The sequence below is a fragment of the Bacteroidia bacterium genome, from assembly GCA_037045145.1.
GTDB lineage: Bacteria > Bacteroidota > Bacteroidia > AKYH767-A > OLB10 > OLB10.
In genome coordinates this window covers 1,249,320-1,269,505 of record JBAOIA010000011.1, presented here as the reverse complement: position 1 = coordinate 1,269,505, position 20,186 = coordinate 1,249,320, and the positions used below count along the sequence as shown (strand labels likewise).

16 protein-coding genes are annotated in these 20,186 nt (G+C 37.6%); 13 read left to right on the top strand and 3 right to left on the bottom strand.

Features of this window, described 5'->3' with window-relative positions; all coding sequences use genetic code 11:
• Positions 1–61 precede the first annotated feature (61 nt).
• The 5 genes from V9G42_06595 to V9G42_06575 all read left to right on the top strand — a co-directional run bounded on the left by V9G42_06595 (position 62) and on the right by V9G42_06575 (position 6,241).
• Positions 62–631, top strand: coding sequence for a hypothetical protein (locus V9G42_06595; protein ID MEI2759089.1), 570 nt, complete (start codon positions 62–64; stop codon positions 629–631).
• A gap of 116 nt (positions 632–747) precedes the next feature.
• The gene (locus V9G42_06590; protein ID MEI2759088.1) at positions 748–1,353 is read left to right on the top strand and encodes a hypothetical protein; all 606 of its coding nucleotides are present in this window, start codon (positions 748–750) and stop codon (positions 1,351–1,353) included.
• A 203-nt stretch (positions 1,354–1,556) separates the two neighbouring features.
• Entirely contained in the window at positions 1,557–1,733 is a 177-nt protein-coding gene (locus V9G42_06585) for a hypothetical protein (protein ID MEI2759087.1), read from the top strand.
• Between the two features lie 808 nt (positions 1,734–2,541).
• Entirely contained in the window at positions 2,542–3,405 is an 864-nt protein-coding gene (locus tag V9G42_06580; GenBank protein MEI2759086.1) for a T9SS type A sorting domain-containing protein, read from the top strand.
• A 13-nt stretch (positions 3,406–3,418) separates the two neighbouring features.
• Complete coding sequence (locus tag V9G42_06575) at positions 3,419–6,241, top strand: S8 family serine peptidase (protein MEI2759085.1); 2,823 nt, start codon at positions 3,419–3,421, stop codon at positions 6,239–6,241.
• Positions 6,242–8,053: 1,812 nt separating this feature from the next.
• Here V9G42_06575 and V9G42_06570 read toward each other — a convergent pair.
• Positions 8,054–8,323 carry a hypothetical protein gene (locus tag V9G42_06570; protein MEI2759084.1) on the bottom strand — a complete coding sequence of 90 codons (270 nt, stop codon included), beginning with the start codon at positions 8,321–8,323 and terminating at the stop codon, positions 8,054–8,056.
• A gap of 246 nt (positions 8,324–8,569) precedes the next feature.
• Here V9G42_06570 and V9G42_06565 point away from each other — a divergent pair, with 246 nt between their 5' ends.
• Positions 8,570–10,765: a T9SS type A sorting domain-containing protein gene (locus V9G42_06565; protein ID MEI2759083.1), complete on the top strand. Its 2,196-nt coding sequence runs from the start codon at positions 8,570–8,572 to the stop codon at positions 10,763–10,765.
• A 240-nt stretch (positions 10,766–11,005) separates the two neighbouring features.
• On the opposite strand, the gene V9G42_06560 is transcribed toward V9G42_06565, so the two are convergent.
• Together V9G42_06560 and V9G42_06555 are read right to left on the bottom strand one after the other, a co-directional pair.
• A complete protein-coding gene (locus V9G42_06560; GenBank protein MEI2759082.1) occupies positions 11,006–11,587 on the bottom strand; it encodes a hypothetical protein in 582 nt (193 codons plus the stop codon).
• 149 nt (positions 11,588–11,736) lie between these two features.
• A complete protein-coding gene (locus V9G42_06555) occupies positions 11,737–13,698 on the bottom strand; it encodes a BNR-repeat neuraminidase N-terminal domain-containing protein (protein MEI2759081.1) in 1,962 nt (653 codons plus the stop codon).
• Between the two features lie 173 nt (positions 13,699–13,871).
• Here V9G42_06555 and V9G42_06550 point away from each other — a divergent pair, with 173 nt between their 5' ends.
• The 7 genes from V9G42_06550 to V9G42_06520 all read left to right on the top strand — a co-directional run bounded on the left by V9G42_06550 (position 13,872) and on the right by V9G42_06520 (position 20,143).
• Positions 13,872–14,390: a DUF5606 domain-containing protein gene (locus V9G42_06550; protein ID MEI2759080.1), complete on the top strand. Its 519-nt coding sequence runs from the start codon at positions 13,872–13,874 to the stop codon at positions 14,388–14,390.
• A 3-nt stretch (positions 14,391–14,393) separates the two neighbouring features.
• Entirely contained in the window at positions 14,394–16,118 is a 1,725-nt protein-coding gene (locus tag V9G42_06545; GenBank protein ID MEI2759079.1) for a M3 family oligoendopeptidase, read from the top strand.
• A gap of 97 nt (positions 16,119–16,215) precedes the next feature.
• Positions 16,216–17,538, top strand: coding sequence for an MATE family efflux transporter (locus tag V9G42_06540; protein MEI2759078.1), 1,323 nt, complete (start codon positions 16,216–16,218; stop codon positions 17,536–17,538).
• Positions 17,535–17,831: a hypothetical protein gene (locus V9G42_06535; GenBank protein MEI2759077.1), complete on the top strand. Its 297-nt coding sequence runs from the start codon at positions 17,535–17,537 to the stop codon at positions 17,829–17,831. Before V9G42_06540 ends, V9G42_06535 begins: the two co-directional genes overlap by 4 nt.
• Before the next feature lie 14 nt (positions 17,832–17,845).
• The gene (gene fmt / locus V9G42_06530) at positions 17,846–18,802 is read left to right on the top strand and encodes a methionyl-tRNA formyltransferase (GenBank protein MEI2759076.1); all 957 of its coding nucleotides are present in this window, start codon (positions 17,846–17,848) and stop codon (positions 18,800–18,802) included.
• 53 nt (positions 18,803–18,855) lie between these two features.
• On the top strand, positions 18,856–19,545 hold the full coding sequence (locus tag V9G42_06525; GenBank protein MEI2759075.1) for an NAD-dependent deacylase: 690 nt from the start codon (positions 18,856–18,858) through the stop codon (positions 19,543–19,545).
• Complete coding sequence (locus V9G42_06520; protein ID MEI2759074.1) at positions 19,538–20,143, top strand: DUF5698 domain-containing protein; 606 nt, start codon at positions 19,538–19,540, stop codon at positions 20,141–20,143. The genes V9G42_06525 and V9G42_06520 overlap by 8 nt, the downstream gene beginning before the upstream one ends.
• The last annotated feature ends 43 nt before the right edge of the window (positions 20,144–20,186 follow it).

The window sequence follows — 20,186 nt, the reverse complement described above, 5'->3', positions numbered from 1 at the left end:
CAAAAAAAACGGGGAAGCTGAAAACCGAATAGAGTAAGCAATAATTAAACAAATAGTTTTTATGCCATATCAAAAAACAACAAACAACAATGAAGTTACTTTCGATGTGCAACCCGAACCATATATTAACCCATCAGGAGGTGGATTTAAATGGGGTGTCGGCTGCCTGCTGATTCCTGGTGCAATAATAATAATAGGTGCGGGATTTGGAACAGGTTCCATAATTGGGATTATAATATGTGGAGCAATAGGAGTTGGAATGCTTTATATTTTTAGCAAAATGGGCAAAACACCAAAGAAAGTAGAAGAGACAAGGATAGCAAAGAAATTTACAGCCAATGCCGAAGGGATAACCATAGACGGAAAAAAATATAAAAAAGACGACATACAATTTATCAGTGTTCGCAATCCAATGCTGGACCCACAAAATAACCCTATGCCTTATGTAAAACATGGCTACGAAGGAGTTGCAAATGCAGCGCACAGCCAAAAAATGCATGCAGCTACCGTAAATTATTGGGTAGTTATGGAAACTAATGGTGTGCCTGTTTTCTTAGGATGCGGATTAAATGAGCTTGCAGCAAATGCCATTATGAGTGATGTAGGTAATATTTTGGGTATGAAACTATGATAAATAAAATGTTGAGTAAAATGCAACTATCCAAAACGAATTTCTAACAAACAGTTGTGCGGACTTAGGGCTTGACGGCTTCGTAGGCACAGTAGCACGAACGCATAACATTGAAAATGCATACAAAAAAATTTACGAAAATGTTCAATAACCTGTTTCTATTTATCTCGGTTTTATTCTTTGTAAATTGCGGTAATGATTCTAAATCTCAAAATTCCATTGGCATTCTTTTTAAGGACTCTTTAAACACGCTATCAATTTATATTCCCAAATCATTTTCCTTAATTGATAGTAAGTACGAAAAAGAAATACTTGGTGATAAGTATGAACTTTTTTCTGCCTCTTTTAGAGGGGAAGAGATTAAAATTACTGATTTTATAAAAGAATACAATTATATTGGTTTAAGTGTAAACTTTAATTCATATATGAAAGATTTAGCAAAAGTTGATAGCTTAGAGGAATTGGCATCAAGTTTTGATAAAGAAATTATTAACAGTATTAAGTCTAATTATCAGTCAGAAAAAAAAAATTATTTCTTGATAAAGCAAAAATTCTATAATTCATTAGGCACTCCTAATATTCAGTTAATAGAAACTTATTGCCTTCACAAGTCCGACTTGTTCTTTTTACAGTCAACGTTTTACTATACAAATGAAGCCCAACCTGAAAAAAATTATAAAGAAATTATAAGTGTCTTGGAAAGTTTAGAATTTATTAATTGATTAACATCTAATTTTATTATGCGATCACAAAAAAGGTGATTACTTTTCTTTCGTTCTTACACCAATCTTACATTTATTTTGCAAGTACTTCATTTGCAGTAATTAAAGCCTTTCAGCCGAAGGTTAAGTCATAACTCCCGCAGGTTAAATCATAGCCCAAAAAGATTAAGTCATATACCGCGAAGGTTAAATCATTTAAAAGTGTGATTAAAGAAAATGTCGCTATGATTAAAGAAAACGCCACTGCGATTAAAGAAAATGCCGCTGCAATCAAAGAAAACGCCACTACAATCAAATCATTTAAGACTATGATTAAAGAAAACGCCATTACAATCAAGTCAAACGAAACTATGATTAAAGAAAATGCCGTTACGATTTAAGAAAACGCCACTGCGATTAAATCCATAAAGGTTGAGACAAAGGAAAAATCCGTGCTATATATAAAGCGTGTTCAAATTGCCATCCTATTTGCTTTCACAATTTAAAGTCGCGCCAAAAATCAGCCGCACAACCAAAACTTTAAATAGAGAAAGCAAACCACCCCGCAAATTCGCCCCTGGCTCATAAAAAGGTTTGCTCACACAAAAAAAATAAAAAAAACCTTTACCCTTCCAGCCGCACCCCACCCCACCGCGCACCTTGCCTGGTATAATACGGCAGTGCAAACTCAAAACGTTCTTTACAACCTGCTTAACTCAAACCTGAATAGCTCTTCTACACCGATAGCCCAGCACATAACATTAGCTTAAAAGAAATTTCCAAAATGGGGGCATTGTAGGTTATCAAACCAAAGTAATTCTTTTCTACCTTTACTGCATGTACAAAAAAATGCAACCAACTTGTCGGCAGAAAAAGACTTTATCTTTTCGGTTGCATTTTTTTGAGCAACCGTTCCGTTTTCAATCTCCCCATTTTGTAAACTTCTTTAAGCCCTACTTCGTTATACGCAACCGTTGCGCTGCATTGCTCAACCAAACGAATGTAAAAGAAGCAAACGACAGTGCAAATTAGGCAAAGCCTTCTTGGCTATCCCTTCTGTAAAAAGAAGAGAGAGGCAATCCTTGCGCGCAACCCAACCCTTCTGTCGCCTCACTTTTTATTTTACTCAACCGCACAAAAAACATTTCTCCAATTTTACATTTTCGTTAAAAATTGAAATACTTTTACATCACATTAAAAGCTCATTAAATGAAATCTCGAAAAACATTGTTGATGATTGCTGCAATTTTTATTTTATCTGAAACTTTGACTGCTCAACCGTATCAATCAATCTTCGGTAGTACAAACACCAGTTGGAAAATTGCTGCCTTAAATTTACCTGGCACATTTACTGATTCTATGTTTACTCTTACAGATACTACAATTAATTTAAAAATTTATAAAAAAATAGGGTCTTCTTATTTTCAAAACGTTGCCGGCTATTTGCGAGAGGACTCATCAAATTCATTGGGTTATTTTTATTCGACTTTCGATTCGATTGAAAGGGAAATATACAATTTAAATTTATCAGTTGGTGACAGTTTTTATTTTAATGGTGCCTGGCCAATCATGCCGGGTTATTATCTTGTAGATTCTATCTACACACTTTCAGGTAAAAAGCATTTGCGATTTAACACATTTACTTATTGGAATGAAAAATTTGAATTTATTGAAAGTGTCGGTGTTAATATTAATCTAGATTATCAATCTAATTCTCTTAGACAGAATTCTTTTTTACTCTGCAATTATCATAATACTCTGCAAAATTATTTAAACACTAATTCTAATTTTACCGGATGCAATTTAATTACTGGACTTAATGAGTTAAATCATGTTACGATTAGCCTTTATCCAAATCCAACAAATGATATTTTTCACGTTGACTTATTTGAAAATTCAGAAGTCGAGATATTTAATAATGTTGGATGTAAAATATTTTCAAAATATTTTCAAAAGCAAAATCTAAGAATTTCCTTTTCGGCAATTGCAGGAAATGCTTACGGCATTTATTTCCTAAGAATTAAGTCATATGATACTTATTCTTCTGCTAAATTAATTTATATTAACAATTAAACTATTTACAATCATGTCAAAAAAATCAATCTATCTAACTATTATTCTCTTATTGAATTTTAGTTCATTCTTAGCACTTGCGCAGGAATCAACTCCTCGGGCAGGAATTTTATGGTTGACAATTTCTGACCAAAGTTTTATTCCCGATTCTCTCGGCATAACTGCAAATCAAGGTTTCAATGGTTTCCTGCAATCTAAAAGCATGCAGTATTATAAACAAGTTATGCCTTGGGCACCAACAGAGAGATTAAGAAATATTTACGAACTAAAATGTAACTTCAACGAATCTCAGCTTTATTCTGAAATTCAATCTCAATTTAATAATGCTTTTAGCTACATGGAATTAAGATATGAACCAATCCCTTGTTATGACCCTGCTGATTATATGTGGTGGCTTACTACGCAAACTCCGACAGATTGGCTTTGGCATATAATGAAAATTCAAGGTAATCTTGCTTGGGACATTACGAAGGGAGACCCAAATCTAAAAGTTGCTCTTGTGGATGATGGGATTGATATGACACACCCTGATTTAATTGGCAAGATTGACCCCCCTAATGATTTTTACACAGGAGGAACATTTACAGTTGCTTCTCATGGTACTTCAACAGGAACTTTATTAGCTGCTGAAACCGTTGACCAAGGCCAAACACCAAACGGTCAACTTGCTTCAATCGGCTACAATACAAAAATAATGTTTGGGGGTTGGGGCGGGGGAACTGCTGCATGCCTCTATGCAAGTCAAACGTTGAATGCAAAAATTATTTCCATTAGTTGGTATTATGGCTGTTCAAGTTCAGCTAACGACTTGCTCATAGAACAACAAATCAATGACAACGGAACAACTATTTTTCGTGCTGCTGGTAATGGCTCAGGGAATTGTGGGGGAGGAAAACTGTATCCTTTCTCTGGTTTAGAGGACCCGCGAACAATTGTAGTTACAAGTAGCGATAAAGATGACCATCATCAAAATATAAATCCCGGAGGCGGCACGAATAGCCACTATCCTGAAGTTGATATTTGTTCACCAGGCTATTGTTTGCTTGCTGGAATACAGGTCTCAGCCAATCCAACTTGGCCGTATTATGGTTGTTGGGGAGGTACTTCTCAGAGTACACCAATTGCAGCAGGTGTAGGTGCATTAATGCTATCTGTAAACAGTTGCTTAACTTCTACAAGTATTCAAGACATAATAAAATCAACAGCAGACCCAATCGTTGATGCAGCAAATTACCCCGGTATGGTAGGCGCAGGTCGTATCAATGCTTACCAAGCTGTTCTTGCAGCACAAGGCATGTATTCATCAACTATAGACCTGTTCATGAAAGACATTACTCACGACTTCGGTGTTGAACCCGACCCCAATAATAGTCCAATGTGGATAAGTGATGATATTTGGGTTCGGAAACAAAACGATGGATTTGTAAATCAGACTCATCAAAATCCAGAGTATTGGATTAATCCAAACACTGACAATTATATATATGTTCGAGTTAGAAATAAAAGTTGTACGGATTTTATAAGCACACCTTCTGATTTGCTCCATTTGCATTGGGCAAAGGCAGCTTCTGCATTATCATGGCCAAGCTATTGGGATGGAACTGCACCACCATGCGCACCCGGTGCGCCAATGGGTGATGAAGTCCCGTCATCCCCGCAGCAAATTCCAAACATTCCTGCGGGAGGTGAAATAATATTAGAATTTCCTTGGCATGTTCCAAATCCTGCACTTTATTCTGCTTGCAACCCCGAACCTTGGCATTTTTGTTTACTATCAAGAATTGATTCACCCCAAGACCCAATGACATTTACAGAAGCTGCCAGCGTGTATGACAATGCCAAAAACAATAACAACATCGCGTGGAAAAATTTAACTGTTGTTGATAGTTTTCCCGGTATTGTCTCAAACGGTGATTGTTTTAGTGACCGCGTAGTTGGCGGTACAATTGCAATAGGAAATCCTTTTGATGATATAGTAGATAATTACAAACTTGAATTTATGCTTGACGATAATAACCGAGGCATTCCCATTTTTGAGCAAGCAGAAATAAAACTAACTCTTGATGATTTGTCTTGGGAAAAATGGATTCAAGGAGGACAACAAGCTGAAAATATTGAAATCAGGCGGGAGGATTGCCACCAATTAATCATAACGGGAAATCCTGCTTACCTGAATAACTTGGCTTATAATCCAAATGAACGTAGTACCATGCACGTAAGTTTCAATTTTCTAACTGATAAGGTTGATGAAACTCCACAATTCGATTATCACGTAATTCAAAGGCGTTCAGGAGACGAAAAAATAATCGGAGGAGAATTATATCGCATTCTTAAACCATTACGTTATTTGTTTGGTGCCGATGGAGGTAGCGATGATGCTATTTCAGAAGGTTCAAGCACAACACTTAACGCTGCAACCATTGGTGAATCGGCATACTACAACTGGTATGATGAAGAAGGTAATCTCATTTATTCTGGCAATAGCTTGACTGTCACACCTGAAATTACAACCAAATACAAACTCGAAGTAATAGCAATGAGTGATGGATTTGCAAGTTATGATACCGTCACTGTAAAAATCAAAGACTGCGAAATTCAATCCATCACACCCAATCCCGCAACTACACAAATTACAGTTCAATACAAAGCGGAGAATATTTCATCCGGTTATCTTGTAATTACGCACCCTTCCGGCACACCAAACGATAATTTCATTTTGAATCTTAATCAAAACACAAAAGTGATTAATACATCAAATTATGCAGCCGGAAATTACAATCTAATTCTAATTTGTGATGGTCAAGTTAGAGACACAAAAGTTTTAAATATTCAATAAGATAAAATCTATATAGAAGCAAGTAGATTCTGCTTGCTTCTATATTTTTAGCACATAATCAAATACAGTAAATATAGAACTTCAAGGAACTCCAATGCATTTGCTTTCACAATTAAAAGCCCCACATGCAACACGCAACCAAAGCTTTTAATAGAGAAAGCAAACCGACACACGCTACAGTGCGAACACAGCAGAGTGCAAACTTGAAACGACAGAGCAATGAATGTAATTCACTTTGAACAAATAGTTGTGCTAACATCAGACGACATCGCCTTGAACACACAGTCGGGTATGCGTATAACAAGAACTGTGGTTAAAAACAAGCCTTTTTAGAAGAATATTTTTCATCGTAAGGCAATTCGGATTTAGCAACTGCCACCGCTTGTTTAATGAGCTTATTCCAACAGCAGCTAATGCAGTTCCGTTTTACCTTTCTCCGTACTTAAAGTCTCCTGAAATGAGGGAGACTCTGAATGGACAAAGCATCTATAAAACGTATTTCTCTGTCGGAGCTACCTGACTCTCTAAGTTAGAAAAGGTGACTGCCCCTATCTATTCTTGTTAGTGTGGGCATGGCTACTGTAAATTTTATTATCTAAATATACAGCATTATTCCTATATTTGAACATGTTTTGGAAATATTTTTTTCACAGACTGCCGTTATGCGCAATTTTAACCTCCGAAACGCACTGCTAACTCAACGACACATGAAAAACGTTATAATTTTTTTGTTGCTTGTAGAATGGCAATGAGAATTAGTGAGAGATTTGAGAACATTCCTTCCGATGCGCGGACAAGTGGACCGTTTTGGAACCCCACTGGAGCCGAAACCGTGAACCAGATAAATGGCGGGAAACACACAGGGAGAAGCTAGGGAGCTGGGGCCGTAGAGAAACAGACTTACAGCTATAAATTATTTCAAGATGTTTGCGTATTTAGTTCTGGATACTGCACATTTTTCTCCAAATAACTAAACAGAGGTTTTTCTGCACAAGAGACATGGTAGGCAAGCAAATGGGGAGACAATTAGGAAAAAAATAGGCCAAGACAAATAGAAATGCGAGAGAGTCTCACAGTACTGGAGTAAGATACATGAAACATAAAGTATCCAGCCACAAGAAAAATGAGAAAGAGAAAATAAATTATCTTATGATATTACATCAAGAAAAAGCCAAGAAAATTAAAACTCTGTAATAAACAAGAACAATTGGTGAAAGGCATACTTTAGAATGGAGGAAGAGGCAAGACAGGAAAGTATGTGATAATGATGAAACATAATAATTCGTCTCTGACAGTCGGGTATGCCGATAACAAGAACTGTGGTTAAAAACAAGCCTTTTTAGAAGAATATTTTTCATCGTAAGGCAATTCGGATTTAGCAACTGCCATCCGTCCATTCAAAGTCCCCTTAAATGCGGGAGACTTTGAATGGATAAACAAGTGATTCCATTGTCGAAGTCAAATTCGTCAATATAGGAAGCAACAACAAAATAGCAGTAGGCGTGCTTTGCAGCTATGTGAGCACCGCATTCATCATTCGCATTCTGTTAATTTCTGATAGTAGCATGATAGTTATAAAATTTGAATTATCTTATCTGTTAATCGTATGAATACCGCCTTAATTAGTAAAATAGTCTCCAAAACCTTACACTAAATTTCTCAATAATTCATTTCGCTTTCGCGAAGAGTTAAGAGGTAAAATGGAATAACAGAATTTAATTTCTTGCACCTTTCGGCAAAAACCTTACAAGCTTGATATTTGATAATGTAAAATATTTACCGTATCCGCGCCCCCATTTTAGCACTCCTGCATCAATAAAAGCTGAAAAACACCAAAGGAACGGTACTCACAACCACAGGACAGCTAATCAGAACAGATGGAACGCTAATCAGAGCAATAGGACAAGTAATCAGTACCGAAGAACTCGTACTCACGACCAAAGGAACTATACTCAGTACAGAAGGACGGCTAATCAGAACAGATGGAACGCTAATCAGAGCAGCAGGACGAGTACTCATGATAGAAGGAATGGTAATCAGGACAGCAGGACGAGCACTCAGCACCGAAGGACGGCTGCTCACGAGCAAAGGATAGGCAAAAAAAACACGCTTATATATAATATCCGTACTTTCAAAGGCCCCTGAAACGCGCGAGACTTTGAATGGACTCTACCCCGCCTGACTCTTGTAGTCCTGATTTCCGGCTCCTGCTACATAGTCCTTTCCCTTCACCACAAAAAAAACTTCCGTTTCACGCAACTTTATTATACTTTTATGCCTCTTACTATATTAAAGTGCTATTGTAAACAAATTAAATAACCAATGTACATGAAAAAATTATCACTTTCTGTTTCAAAAACAGTAATTATTGCACTGCTGTGCATGGTGGGCAACACCTCTTTTGCATCACACATTGTAGGCCTGTATTTAACTTACACCTATCAAGGACCTAACACTTATCTCCTTCATTTAAAAATGTACCGCGACTGCTCCGGTATTCCTGCCCCCATGGCTCCAATGGTTTGTTGCTCCTCTGCTTCAACAGGAGGTATGGGCAGTGTTGTACTCGACACTGTTTCGCCCAGCTTTTACCAGGTGCCGTTAAACTCATGCGCCACACAAGGCACAACATGGTGCCAGGGTGGTAGCTATTTCGGTATTGAAGAGTACAACTATGAAGGCATAGTCACATTACCTTATGCCGCCAGCGATTGGGTATTTTCATATACAGAATGTTGCCGCAACACGGCCATTACTACACTTGCCAATAATTATGGCGCTTATATTGAAACTACATTGGATAATTTAACTTATCCGGTTAACAGTTCGCCACAATTCAATTCTACCTTATTTGGTTTGTATTGTGTAGGCACACTAACCAACATCAGCTATCAGTGTACCGATGCTGATGGCGATTCACTTGTATTCCGTCTTGATTCACTACGTGACGGTTCTTCATGCCCTGTAACTTCTACACCCATCAATTATCTTCCTCCATACGGATATTTAAACCCAGTAGCTTCTTTTACTCCGTTTACACTTAACCAGTCAACAGGTATTTTATCATTTACACCTGCGCTTATACAAATAGGGGCTGTATCATTTGTAGTAGATGAGTACCGCAACGGTGTAAAAATAGGCAGTATAAAACGCGATGACCAGTTGGTAATAGTGGGCGAAAATCCAGACCCTGCCATAGTAAGTGGAAATGTATATATTGATTTTAACGCCAATAACACAAAAGATGCAGGTGAACCCGGTGTACCCACGCAGGTGGTAACCGAAACCACTACAGGCATTGTTTCGCTTACTGATGCCAATGGCGATTACAGCATGAACCTTATTCCCGGCAGTTTCGATTTAACCACTGCTGCTCCCACACATTTTACAGTTACTCCATCACTCATTCCTGTAAATATTACCACAGCGCCATCTATACTTACAGGTCAGGATTTCGCTTTGGCACCTGATATGATTTTTACTGACCTTACCATTTCCATTACTCAAAATATTCCACCGCGCCCGGGTATGCCTGCTGTATATGTTATAAGCGTAATCAATAACGGAACGCAAATTAATAACGGCACCATCAGCTTAACGCTTGATACTATGTTAACGTATGATTCAAGCACCTATGCCGGTGCTATGGTAAACGGAAACGTGATTACATGGTCATTCAGTAATCTTAATCCGCTGGCGCAAATTACATTTACAGTTTACACCACCACAAACGCTTTAGCAAACGTTGGTGATCAGCTTACGCTTGAAGCAGAAGTAACACCCAATTTTCCTGATAAATCGCAGGCCGACAATGAAGATGCCATCTATCCTTTGGTAGTAAATTCTTTTGACCCCAATTATAAAACCGTAATGCCGGCAGGAGATGTACCTGTATCATTTATAACCAATGGTGAGTATCTTGATTACGAAATACATTTTCAAAATACAGGCACGGCCGAAGCGTTGTATGTAAAAATATTAGACGGTTTGGATGCTAATCTTGATCTATCTACATTGGAATTTGTATCAAGCAGTCACCCATGCTCCATGCAACTTAAAGGGCAAGGGCTGTTAACTTTTGAATTCAATAACATACACCTTGCCTCCATGTTTGTGGACGAATTACACAGCACTGGGTTTGCACGGTTCAGAATAAAACCTAAAGCAAGTTTATTAGCCGGAGATGAAATACTAAACGGTGCCGGAATTATTTTTGACAATAACTTACCTGTGGTTACACAAACCGTTATTACCCGTGTGGTTAACACTACAGGCGTTTACACTCCACAAAACAATGCTGCCATATTGCTTTATCCAAATCCTGTTAGCAGCTACTTTACAGTTGCCAACAAAACCAATCATAGCTTTATCTTAAATATTTATGATGTAACAGGAAGACTGGTACTTACACAAACAGCCAACCAGCAAAAAATAAATGTTAGCAACCTCAATGCGGGTATTTATTCTTATGAAACGATAGATCACCAAAACAAAATCACCAAAGGAAAATTTATTAAAAAATAAACACCTTTGAAAAAAAACGCTATTGGCAGTAATGCTGCTAGCATTTTCATTTATAGCCACCAATTGGTAAATTACTAATTGGTATTTCATATTTCACTGGTTCAGTATTTACTATCACAATATTCAATCTTCCATACTCCCAAAATCTCCCGCATTTCAGGGGACTTTGAAATAATGGACAAAAAATTAGTAACAAAAAAAGGCGGCCTTTCAGCCGCCTTGACAATACTAATTTTTTTTTTAGAAATTAAGATTCAAGCCTATCTTAAAGAATGAAATATCATAACCAAGTTCTGCAAATGCACCAAAGTTTTCTACAAAATTATATTTGGCACCAACAAACAATCCTGTTGTAGGATAAACATTAGAGCGTTTGTCATCGTAGTAGTGGTCATTTCTTGTTCTGATACGCGCCCCGAGTAATACACCTCCGTAGGGATCGAACTTATTGTTTTTATCTGCCAATAAAGTAAGGTGATAAGTACCACGAACACCTACAATAATGCTGTTGTCGGTATATTTATCGCCATTGCTGTATTTATAATAACGGTTTTTAATACCAACAATACCGCCTATGCCAATAGTTCCGGGTCCTACTTCTGCAATTGTTCCATGATCGAAATGAAAATTTATTGAAGGTAGCACAGTCCAACTGCTGCCATAGTAAACACTGCCATAATCGTAATAATCGCCAAAGCCAATTGATAAGCCAATAGTATTGGAGCCTTTAACAAAAGGAGGGTCGCCACCCTGTGCTTTTGTAGTTGTTGCATTTGTAATAATTCCCGCTGCAATCAAGGCAGCACAAATCAGTTTTTTCATTTTTCTTATGTTTATTTCTATTAATTTAAAAGCAAAACTAAATAATTACCAAGAAGACAGGAAAAATTTAAGATGAACTTATTAACCATCAGAAACTAAAAACCACCTTAGCTACACTAAGGTGGTTACACAATTTTTTTTAACAATTATCAATTGAGCCGATGCAATGACTCACTGACATCTGATAGTTGTAATTTAAAACTTCCGCGGTTGAAATCTCCCATGCTCACTTTAACCTGATCGCTCACAAATAAATCTGATGCCAGATTTACTTGTTGCATAGGGCTGTCTTTCTTAATCACCAAATTACGAATGGTTTTTTCTTTAGGAAATGTAACAAACTCGCCCATAGTTTGGGGTGATACTGCCATATAATATATATAGTTTGCACCAGAGCTAAACTGCCTTTCTTTTGTTAAAATATTTCCTTCGCTTTTTTCTGAATTTATTCCTTTACTGTGGCCTATACCAAGGGTTGCATTATCGGCCAGACTAAACCTGCCCTGCCCGGTCACACTCAGTGCGGCACACCACAGTTTGGCATTTCGCTCTACTGAAAACAGCCTTCCTGCCGGTATGTCGCCAATCTTATCTCCTTTCAGAAATAATTCTTTTTCGGGTTTAATGGCAACATTACACAACTCCACCTGTGCCTTATCGGTCTGCATCCATCGTACCTGCGGATTTTCATGACCCATTATATTTATAAACGATCCATCGTCATCTGCATTGTTCAACATTATTTTCCCGCCAAGCAACATAACATCGCCATAAAGATTAAAAGTTGTCCGCGCTCCGGGTGTGGTTTTGTTTACAACATCACTTATGTTTCCGGCAAGCACCTTAAAGCTACCGCCTACATTTAAAACCAATTTACTGTTTACATTCCTGACACCCTCAAAACTTCCTCCCGAAACAATAAAATCTCCTTTAACAGACATGATATTTACCCCTTCAGTAAACAAAGAACCCTTACCGGTATTGCGCAGTTCGAGGTTTCCATAAATATTTCTGAATGCCTTACCAATATTTGCATCAACGCCTTGTGCCGCATCAAACATCACATTGCCCCATGCAACATCTTTTCCAAACGAATGGTTGCCATACTTCATAAACACCACTTGTGATGTATTTGATAATTGTGCATGCTCAGAAGCAAAACTCCCGGTGCTATTATGAATATAATTTGAGCCATCCTTCAAAATCAAAAGCTCTAAATTGCCCGATTTATTTTCATTTTCATTAAGTTGAAAAATGGCACCTTGTTCAACACAAACCTCTTTTAATGCATATTGTTTATCACAATTCAATTTGCCATTATTCTCTACCACAGCAATTGAAGAGGTGTCGCTTTCACTTAATGTAAACTCATGTCCGCTTTGAATAAAAAAGCAGGTGTTTTGAGGAATATTTGCCGGTGTGGTGCCTTTACCATCACGCTGTGAATTCCATAAAGACAAATCGTTGAAATTACCTGAACGCACAGAGAAAAGAGCTGTATTATTTCTTATTTTCTTATTTCCCGGTGCTGATGCAAGCAGTGGCAATAAAGATGAACCGTTCACCGTGAGTGAAGTAAGTTCTGCATCAATAACAGCAGCAGGCATTGCCGAAGTCTTAATGTCTGTACTAATCCACAAATAATTTATGCCCGGAGAAAGCATGCTGTTAATATCAATTCGAACATTGCCTTCAGAAGGTGCTATGGACTGATAAAGTTGTTTGAGACCGGAAAATGTTTTTGCTTGACCTGATGACCAAACTTTAACATTTTCAACCTGCTTGAAATAAGGTTGTGTGGTTCCTTTCAATGAAAATGTTATTGAATTAAGTTTAACAGCAGTCTTATATCCTTTTACGTCAATCATAATTCCAATTATAGGATTGTTAACACTACCGCGATAAACAACATCTGTATTCTGAAAAACTTCTGTATTAATAACCTGCATGCCGCTATACTCAGCTTTAGAAATTTCTCGTTTTGAAATATTAAAAACAATGAGCAATAGCACCACGAGTCCCGACAAGGAAGCAGAGCCAATATACATGGCCATGCGCAGGTTGGTGCGCATAGAAGGAGTTTGACTTAATAATTTTTTTCGCTTAAACATGATTAGAATATTAACATCTTAACCTAGCCTTATACTACATATAATTAAATAGGTTTCAATATCATAAACCCACAAAGGATTAATGTAGATTTTATAAATGTGGAAAAAATCAGGCTTTCAAACAGTTATAATATTTTAACTTTGTCACCTTATTAATAAGAATATTCAAAAAAATGAGTTTGAAAAAAATCATGTTTATCTCCGGAATGCCCGGTTTGTATCAATTAGTTGCACAAAGTCGCAGCGGCTTTATTGCAGAATCTCTTGCCGATAAAAAACGATTGCATGTCAGCAACAACCAACAAGTAAGTATGCTTTCCGATATCAGCATCTTTACCACTTCAGAAGATATTAAACTGGCTGATGTTTTCCGCACCATGACTACGCTTGAAGATAAGCAAACCAAGGTTGATTTGAATGCAGATGGCTCTGTAATTCTTGCTGCCTTTGAAAAAATTGTACCCGACTTTGACAAAGACAGAGTTTATGCCTCTGACATAAAAAAAGTGTTCAAATGGTACAACCTGCTTAAAGACAAAATTGATTTAGCGGCAAAAGAAGAATCGGCAGAAAATGCAGCTACAGAAAATGCTGCTCCTGTTGAAGCAGAGAAAACTGAACCTGTTGAAGCAACAGAAACAAAGCCAAAAGCAAAGCGCAAGACTAAAAAAGCAGAAAACGATAAAGAATAATTCATGTCTCTGACAACTGAAAATATAGGAAAGGCAAACCGTCATTTTCTTAAAAGTGATTTTAATGTAACCACGTGGGACAATCTAAAGCCCTACTATGAAAACCTGATTTCGCGCACGATTAACTCTAAGGAAGAATTAATTGAATGGCTGCAGGACAGAAGCGAATTAGAATCGGCACTTCAAGAAAATCTGGCCTGGCGTTATATCCGGATGAGTTGCGATAATACCAATGAAAAACTGCAACAGGATTACAATTTTTATGTCAGAGAAATAGACCCTAACATTTCTCCTGAAGATAATAAGCTGAATGAAAAATTGATGACCTGCCCCTTTTCAGATTCACTTTCTGAAACAGATTACAGAAACTATCTGCGCAATGTAAAGCAACGGATTTCTTTGTTCAGAAAAGAAAATATTCCGCTGCTTGCTGAACTTGCAGAAAAGCAACAAATATTCGGGCAGATTTCGGGAGCACAAACTATCACATACCACAATCAGGAGCTTACTTTACAACAAGCATCTGTATGGCTAAAAAATACAGACAGAAGTATTCGTGAGGCTGTTTACAAAAAAATTACTGCAAGACGATTAGAAGACAAAAAGCAGTTAGATGATTTGTACACCAGTCTGATTCAGCTTCGACATCAGGTTTCATTAAATGCAGGTTTCAAAAATTTCAGAGATTACTCCTTTGCAGCTTTAGAAAGATTTGATTACAGCGTTGAAGATTGCTACCGTTTTCATGAAAGTATTGAATCGGAAATTAAACCTGTTATCAATAAAATTGAAGATTACAGAAAAACAAAACTTGGTGTTGACGCTTTAATGCCCTGGGATTTGGCTGTTGATCCAACAGGTAAACCACCAATAAAGCCTTTCAGCAATACTCAGGAAATGGTTCAGAAAACCATATCCTGTTTACAAGAAATTGACCCGGAATTTGCCAGTTGCATATCGCTGCTCGATGAGATGAATCGTTTTGATTTGGATTCACGAAAAGGTAAATCTCCGGGTGGTTACAACTATCCTTTATACGAAACTGGTGTTCCATTCATTTTTATGAACAGCACAGGACAGTTACGCGATTTGGTGACGATGGTACATGAAAGCGGACATGCAGTGCATGCAGTGCTGGCACACAATCTTCCATTTCATGAAATGCGAAGCTGCCCTTCTGAAGTTGCAGAACTTGCATCAATGTCAATGGAATTGTTGACCATGGAACACTGGCATCATTTTATATCAGATGAAAAAGAATTAAAACGTGCCAAACTTGAACATCTGACAAGCTTGATTGATATTCTCCCATGGATAGCAATCGTAGATGCTTTTCAGCAATGGGTTTATATGCACCCTGAACATAGTGTGGTTGAACGCGAAAAGGAGTTTGTAAAACTTTACAATCGCTTTAGCGGAAGTGTTGTTAACTGGCATGCCAATGAAAAAGTAAAAGAAAATTTATGGCAGAAACAAATCCACATTTTTGATTCGCCATTCTATTACATTGAATATGGAATGGCACAATTAGGTGCTATTGCACTATGGAAGAATTATAAAAGTAATCCTAAAGAAACCATCATCAAATACAAACAGGCACTGTCGCTTGGTTACACACGCACCATTGGCGAAATATATGCTGCTGCCGGGGTGAAGTTTGATTTTTCGGCCAGCTACATTCATGAGTTGTCGCAGTTTGTTCAATCAGAAATAAAAATGTTGCAATAAGAACAGCAACAGTCACTTTATTATCTTCGTAGGCTTTTTGAATTAAGCCTTTCAACATTTACATTACAACGAAAAACAATATTTGCATTAACAAACTATGCAGGTAAAATCCACATATCTCAACATCTGGCAGATTGCCTATCCCATTATGCTGGCATCAGTAGCACAAATGCTTGTCGGCCTCACCGACACGGCTTTTCTGGCACGTGTGGGCGAAGTGGAGTTGGGTGCCTCTGCCATTGCCGGTGTGTTTTATTTTGTGTTGGTGATGCTTGGCATGGCAATGTCTATAGGCAGTCAGATTCTGATGTCGCGCAAAGCAGGTGAAAACAACAGGCTTGCTATCGGAAATTATTTTGATCACAGCGTTGTGATTTTACTAGTGCTTGCCGTCTTTTTGTTCTTGATCATGTTTTTTGCAGCCCCTGCTTTCTTTAATTTGGTGTTACATTCAAAAGCTGTTGCAGATGCCTCCATAACGTACATTCACAACAGAAGCTTTGGAATATTTTTTATTCTTCTTGTAAATTGTTTCCGGGCCTACTACACAAGCATTAGTGCGACCCGGTTTATTACTTACAGTGCCTTGGTGCTAACAGTGTCTAACTTTATTCTCGACTATGTACTCATTTTTGGGAAATTGGGCTTCGAGGCTCAGGGCATTGCCGGTGCTGCACGTGCATCAGCAATTGCCGAAGTGCTGGCATGTATATATCTTTTCTTTATCACATTTTATCATAAAGAGAACAGCAGCTTTGGGCTTTTTCGTTTTATCAACATAAACTTGTCACATATAAAAGAAATTATTTTTATTTCCATACCTGTTTTTTTCCAAAACCTGCTTTCTATGGGCGCATGGTTTTTATTCTTCGTATTTATAGAAAGGCTTGGCGAGCATGAGTTGGCTGTTTCTAATGTTGTACGTAGCGCCTACATGGTTTTAATGACACCCATCTGGGGCTATGCTTCCGCTGCCAACAGTATGGTAAGTAATCTTATTGGGCAAAACAAACAAGATGAAGTGATTCCGCTCACTAAAAAAATTATCACCCTAAGCCTTGCCTCTTCCACAGTCATTCTATTGATAAATTTACTCGACTTCAAACTGTTGCTTCGCATCATTTCTTCTGACATTGTGTTATTACATGATGCTACTCCCTCCTATATAGTCACCTGGTGTGCCATGTTTTTTTTCAGCATAAGTATGGTTTTACTGAGTGCCATCAGCGGGACAGGAAAAACCAATGTGGCATTTATTATTGAAGTCATCAATATTTTTATCTATATCTTGTATGCTTACATGGCTGCTGTAGTGTTTAAAACAGAATTGCATGTTGTTTGGTATGTAGAAATTCTCTATTGGATAATTATGGGACTATGTTCATGGCTATATTTACGAACCAATAAATGGCGAAAATGAAAAACGCATTACTGATAATATTAATTTATTTGGTGGCTTCATGCAAATCTGCCAAGCAGGAATTTGGAAATCAAAATCTTGAAACAGTAACAGTGACTGACATGAGAAACTTAGATGGCTGTGGTTTTCTTTTAAAGACTGCGGATCAGAAAATGCTGATACCCGATAATCTTGACGCATCTTTTCAAAAGAATAATTTAAAACTTGAAATCAGTTATAAAAAAACGCAGGTGATGACCACATGTATGGCAGGGCAAACCATAACACTCATTTATTGTAAAAAAGCAAAATAGTTATCTTAGCGTAAATGAATAATCTTAAAATACTATTTTCCGGAACGCCTGACTTTGCCGTTGAGTCACTGAAAATTTTAATAGAAAACGGATATAATATTTGTGGTGTTATAACTGCGCCCGATAAACCGGCAGGTCGTGGTATGGTAATGCAACAGTCGGCAGTAAAAAAATATGCACAGTCAAAAGGTTTGCTTATTCTTCAACCTGAAAAATTAAAAGATACAACATTTCTTTTGCAGGTTGCATCCTTAAATGCCGACTTGCATATAGTAGTTGCCTTCCGAATGATGCCGGAACAACTGTGGAGTATGCCTCGTTTAGGTACATTAAATCTTCATGCCTCCTTACTGCCACAATACAGAGGTGCTGCTCCAATAAACCATGCCATCATGAATGGCGAAAGAACAACTGGTGTAACTACTTTTTTTCTGAAACATGAAATTGACACAGGAGACATTATACTAGCTGAAAAAGTTGACATAGGGCCTTCTGAAACCGCTGGTGAACTGCATGACAGACTCAAGCACGTTGGTGCAGCCTTGATTCTGAAAACCGTTCAGCAAATAGAAAAAGGAAATCTTTGCACCACACCACAAAACAGCATAACAACAGAAATTAAACATGCACCTAAAATTTTTAAAAACGATTGTCTGATAAATTGGTCTGATAAAGCATCCCATATTTTTAATCAGATAAGGGGATTGTCTCCCTATCCGGGTGCATTTACTATACTAAAAAATAAGAACGAAAAAGAACTGACTTTAAAAATATATGTAGCAACAATTTCAGAAAGCATAGAATTTTTGGAGGCAGGGAAAATAATTTCTGACAACAAGAGTTTTTTAAATATAGCTGCTTCTGATGGTTTAATCTCTATAAAAGAATTGCAGCTTGAAGGTAAAAAAAGAATGACCGTAGTGGATTTTATGAGAGGCTTTTCCATTAACGATTACACTGTTAAAAAATAAATCCTACTCTTAATTTTTGTGGTGACTGAAACACCAAATTTGCATGGCAGAAAATGAAACAAATTGTAGTATTAACAGGTGCAGGCATTAGTGCAGAAAGTGGCATAAAAACCTTTCGCGACAGCAATGGTCTGTGGGAAGAACATCGCATTGAAGATGTGGCAACACCTCAGGCATGGCAACGAAACCCTAAGTTGGTAACAGAATTCTACAATCAGAGGCGCAAACAAGTGATGGAAGCAAAACCAAATGAAGCACATTTGGCTTTAGTTGAATTGGAAAAGCATTATTCGGTAGTGGTGATAACTCAAAATGTGGACGACCTGCATGAACGTGCAGGTTCAAAACACATTATTCATTTGCACGGTGAAATCCTGAAAATGCGCAGTGAGGAAGACCCGACAATGATTTATCGAGCTAATGAATGGGAGATAAAATATGAACGTACTAACGAGCACGGTCACAGACTTCGCCCACACATAGTTTGGTTTGGTGAAATGGTGCCCAAAATGGATGATGCCATATTTCAAACCATGAAAGCAGATATTTTTTTAGTGATAGGAACATCACTGGAAGTTTATCCGGCAGCAAGTCTCATTGACTATACTTCACAAACCTGCAAAAAATATATTGTTGACCCCAAAGCCCGGGAGTTGAATCATATTTACAATCTAACAGTTATTCAAAATACAGCAGGTAAGGGTGTGCCTGCACTTGTAAACAAATTAATTAAAGATGTTTAGCGAAGCGTTTATGCAAACCGACCTGTATAGCTGGGTCGTTCTTCCGGTATTGATTTTCCTTTGTAGGATGTGTGATGTAACATTGGCAACATTGCGCAACATATTCCTTTCAAGAGGGGTGAGAAAAATTATTCCAATAATAGGATTTATAGAGGTACTCATCTGGCTGGTGGCGGTAAGCTCTATTATTAAAAACCTGCATAACATCATGTGCTACATTGCATTTGCCGGAGGCTACTCAATGGGAATATTGGTCGGAATCAGCATCGAAAAACGGTTGGCTTTGGGCACCCAAATTATTAGAGTTATTACAAGCAGGCAAAGTCTGGCTTTGCTGGAAGCCTTACGTGCGCAAAATTTGGGAGTAACTGAGATAGATGCTTTGGGTTCACAAGGACCAGTAAAAATTTTACTCATTGTAGCTAAAAGAAAAAACATTGCTTCCATATTGGAAACCGTTAATGAACATCATGGCAGCTCGTTTTTTACTATTGAAGATGTGCGCTCTGTGGAACAAGGCATATTTCCAATAAAGGCAGGTGAGGGAAAAATTCAATATCTGCGCAGAATTTTCCCAACCTTTAAGCCCGGGCGTTGAAAAAATATTTTTTATTTGATATTTGATTGTTGTACCTTTGAGA

Coding starts and splice junctions, on each gene's coding strand:
- V9G42_06595 (MEI2759089.1), top strand. CDS start 62: ATGCCATATCAAAAAACAACAAACAACAATGAAGTTACTTTCGATGTG.
- V9G42_06590 (MEI2759088.1), top strand. CDS start 748: ATGCATACAAAAAAATTTACGAAAATGTTCAATAACCTGTTTCTATTT.
- V9G42_06580 (MEI2759086.1), top strand. CDS start 2,542: ATGAAATCTCGAAAAACATTGTTGATGATTGCTGCAATTTTTATTTTA.
- V9G42_06575 (MEI2759085.1), top strand. CDS start 3,419: ATGTCAAAAAAATCAATCTATCTAACTATTATTCTCTTATTGAATTTT.
- V9G42_06565 (MEI2759083.1), top strand. CDS start 8,570: ATGAAAAAATTATCACTTTCTGTTTCAAAAACAGTAATTATTGCACTG.
- V9G42_06560 (MEI2759082.1), bottom strand. CDS start 11,587: ATGAAAAAACTGATTTGTGCTGCCTTGATTGCAGCGGGAATTATTACA.
- V9G42_06555 (MEI2759081.1), bottom strand. CDS start 13,698: ATGTTTAAGCGAAAAAAATTATTAAGTCAAACTCCTTCTATGCGCACC.
- V9G42_06550 (MEI2759080.1), top strand. CDS start 13,872: ATGAGTTTGAAAAAAATCATGTTTATCTCCGGAATGCCCGGTTTGTAT.
- V9G42_06545 (MEI2759079.1), top strand. CDS start 14,394: ATGTCTCTGACAACTGAAAATATAGGAAAGGCAAACCGTCATTTTCTT.
- V9G42_06540 (MEI2759078.1), top strand. CDS start 16,216: ATGCAGGTAAAATCCACATATCTCAACATCTGGCAGATTGCCTATCCC.
- V9G42_06535 (MEI2759077.1), top strand. CDS start 17,535: ATGAAAAACGCATTACTGATAATATTAATTTATTTGGTGGCTTCATGC.
- fmt (MEI2759076.1), top strand. CDS start 17,846: ATGAATAATCTTAAAATACTATTTTCCGGAACGCCTGACTTTGCCGTT.
- V9G42_06525 (MEI2759075.1), top strand. CDS start 18,856: ATGAAACAAATTGTAGTATTAACAGGTGCAGGCATTAGTGCAGAAAGT.
- V9G42_06520 (MEI2759074.1), top strand. CDS start 19,538: ATGTTTAGCGAAGCGTTTATGCAAACCGACCTGTATAGCTGGGTCGTT.